Below are 2939 nucleotides of genomic sequence, written 5' to 3'. Positions count from 1 at the left end.
CCCTAACCTCCCCACCCCGACCTCCACGCCCTAACCTCCCCGCCTGACCTGACCTCCCCACCCTCGCCGACGCCCGGGAACGGCGCGATGTGGCGGTCACGCCCCCGGGGCGCGAGACTTGCGCTGTGCCGGAGCCGGGACCAGGCCCGCCGGGTCCGCACCTCCCCCCAGGGCCCGAGCGGAGAGCGCCCCCAATGAGGATCAGCAACGAATTCGTCGTCCACGCACCCGTCGAGCGGTCGTGGGAGCTGTTCACCGACGTGGAGTCCCTCGCCCCCTGTGTCCCCGGGGTGCGCCTGGTCGGGGCCGACGGCGACACCCACCTGGTCGAGGCGCGCATCAAGGTCGGCCCCGCCGTGGTCGCCTGCCGCGGCACCGCCCGCCTGGTGGAGAAGGACGCGGACGCCCGCCGCATCGTCGTCGAGGCGTCCGGCCGCTCCCGGCGCGGCGAGGGGACCGGCGCGGCCCTGATCACCGCCGAGCTGCACGAACGCGGGGACGACACCGCCGTGTCCGTGACCACCGACCTGGAGCTGACCGGTGGGCTGACCCGCTGGAGCGAGTCCGTGCTCACCGAGGTCGCGGGCGGGCTCATGGAGCGCTGCGCCCGCCGCCTGGACGAGCACGCGCCCCCGGCCGAGACGGACGGGGACCCGGCCCCGGACACACCGGAACAGGAGGGGGCGGCCGTCCAGCGGCTGTGGTCGGCGGCGGCCCTGCTGGTGGTGGCGGGCGGCATGCTCCTGGGCTACCTGCTGTTCGGCTGACCCGGCCACACCAACCGCCCCACCCCTTTTCCAACCGACCCGACCGCAGCGACCACACCGACCGCACCAGCCACCCCGAACCCCCGTTCAGCCGCCCTGGCCACACCGACCGCACCAGCCGCCCCCACCCCTTTTCCGACCGACCCGACCGCACCGGCCATCCCGACCCCTTTTCCAGCAGGTCACCCTTCCGGCAGATCACCCTTCCGGCACGCCACCCTCCCAGCAGGCCACCCTCCCAGCACACCACCCTCCCAGCAGGCCACCGGGCCAAAGCATGGCGGGAGTCTCGGTTCTCCTTGACCCCGGCCCGGGCACGCCCAGGTGGTGCACTCACAGAGATCGCACGCCGACCCACAGTGACGACCCACAGTGGCAACCCACAGTGACGACCTTCGGGGGATCCGGTATGACCCATCTCGAGGACGACCGCGCCGCCCAGCGCCGTCTGGAAGGCCTCAGTCCCTTCGAGCTCAAGGGACACCTCATCGACCTGGCCGAGGCCGAGCAGCGCAAGACCGCGCACGCCATGCTCAACGCCGGCCGGGGCAACCCCAACTGGACCGCCGCCCCGCCCCGGGAGGCGTTCTTCCTCCTGGGCCGGTTCGCCGTGCTGGAGGCCCGCGCCACCTGAAACGAGTGGCCCGCCATCTCCGGGATGCCCGGCCGGGACGGCATCACCGAACGCTTCTCGGTGTTCCTCGACCAGAACTCCGGGGAGCCCGGCGCCGACCTGCTGCGGCGGATCCTCAACCGGGTGACGCACGACCGCTCCGACACCGTCCTGCACGAACTCGTCGACGGCATCATCGGCGACAACTACCCGGTGCCCGACCGCATCCTGCCGTTCGTCGCCAGGTCCGTGCACGAGTACCTGGTGCAGGCCATGGGCGGCCGGCAGCCCGAGGCCCCCTACGACCTGTTCGCGGTCGAGGGCGGCACCGCCGCCATGTGCTACATCTTCGACTCGCTCCAGGCCAACCGACTCCTGCGGACCGGCGACCGGATCGCGCTGATGACCCCGATCTTCACGCCCTACCTGGAGATCCCGCACCTGGACCGCTACGACTTCGACGTCGTCGAGGTCAGCGCCTCGCGCGGGACCGCGGACGGCTTCCACACCTGGGACTACGACGACGCCGAACTCGACAAGCTCGCCGACCCGTCGGTGCGCATGGTCTGCCTGGTCAACCCCAGCAACCCGCCGTCGGTGGCGCTGTCGGAGCGGGCCCTGGACCGCATCCGCGACATCGTGGAGAACCACAACCCGGACCTGATCATCGTCACCGACGACGTCTACGGCACGTTCGTGGAGGGCTTCACCTCGCTGATGGAGGTGTGCCCGCGCAACACCATCGGCGTGTACTCGTTCTCCAAGTACTTCGGGGCGACGGGCTGGCGGCTGGGGGTGATCGCGCTCCAGCCGGACAACACCGTGGACGCGCAGATCGCCAGGATGACCGGGGACGACGCCGAGGCGCACCGGCGCCGCTACGCCTCCCTCACCCTGGACCCGGCGTCGATGAAATTCATCGACCGGATGGTCGCCGACAGCCGCTCGGTGGCGCTCAACCACACCGCCGGGCTGTCCACGCCCCAGCAGGTGCAGATGGCGCTGTTCGCCCTGTTCGCGCTCACCCACGCTCCGGAGGAGTACCACCGGCCCGTCAACGAGGTGCTGCACCGCAGGCTCGCCGCGCTGGCGGAGAGCCTGGGTGTGGAGTTCCCCGACAACCCGCTGCGCGCCGGCTACTACGTCGAACTCGACCTCCTGTACTGGGCCGAGCAGCACTGGGGCGCGGAGTTCGCGGCCTGGATGAAGGAGAACTACGAGCCCGTCGACCCGGTGCTGCGCCTGTCGGAGGAGGACGGGGTGGTCCTGCTCAACGGCGGCGGCTTCGACGGGCCCGCCTGGTCGGTCCGGGTCAGCCTGGCCAACCTCGACCACGAGGCCTACACCCGGATCGGCAGGGCCCTGCGGGAGATCGGCGAGGAGTACCACCGCCGCTTCACCTCGTCCCACGGCCGCTAGGGCGTGTTCGGTGGATCTTGAGTCTCGACTCTGTGGCTCCGACGGCCGGTGTACAACCGGTACATGAGCCGCAGATTCGAGCTCTCCGACCAGGAGTGGGACCTGATCCGTCCCCTGCTGCCCCCGATGACACCCCAACG

3 protein-coding genes are annotated in these 2939 nt (G+C 71.1%); all 3 read left to right on the top strand.

Annotation, left to right across the window (positions count from 1 at the left end):
* Window positions 1-194: 194 nt before the first annotated feature.
* Window positions 195-767 (top strand): SRPBCC family protein, encoded by a 573-nt coding sequence (locus tag ACJOT3_RS33825; RefSeq protein ID WP_406977203.1) that lies wholly within the window; start codon window positions 195-197, stop codon window positions 765-767.
* Window positions 768-1176: 409 nt separating this feature from the next.
* On the top strand, window positions 1177-1401 hold the full coding sequence (locus tag ACJOT3_RS33820; RefSeq protein ID WP_406977202.1) for a hypothetical protein: 225 nt from the start codon (window positions 1177-1179) through the stop codon (window positions 1399-1401).
* Window positions 1402-1425: 24 nt separating this feature from the next.
* Window positions 1426-2799 carry a bifunctional aspartate transaminase/aspartate 4-decarboxylase gene (locus ACJOT3_RS33815; RefSeq protein ID WP_406977201.1) on the top strand — a complete coding sequence of 458 codons (1374 nt, stop codon included), beginning with the start codon at window positions 1426-1428 and terminating at the stop codon, window positions 2797-2799.
* Window positions 2800-2939 lie beyond the last annotated feature (140 nt).

This window comes from Nocardiopsis protaetiae, assembly GCF_045446735.1.
In the GTDB taxonomy this organism is placed as follows: Bacteria; Actinomycetota; Actinomycetes; order Streptosporangiales; family Streptosporangiaceae; genus Nocardiopsis; species Nocardiopsis protaetiae.
This window is presented reverse-complemented; position numbering and strand designations above follow the sequence as displayed.

What these genes read in the sequence shown, in the direction of transcription:
- ACJOT3_RS33825 (WP_406977203.1), top strand. Translation starts at nt 195, where the DNA reads ATGAGGATCAGCAACGAATTCGTCGTCCACGCACCCGTCGAGCGGTCG.
- ACJOT3_RS33820 (WP_406977202.1), top strand. Translation starts at nt 1,177, where the DNA reads ATGACCCATCTCGAGGACGACCGCGCCGCCCAGCGCCGTCTGGAAGGC.
- ACJOT3_RS33815 (WP_406977201.1), top strand. Translation starts at nt 1,426, where the DNA reads ATGCCCGGCCGGGACGGCATCACCGAACGCTTCTCGGTGTTCCTCGAC.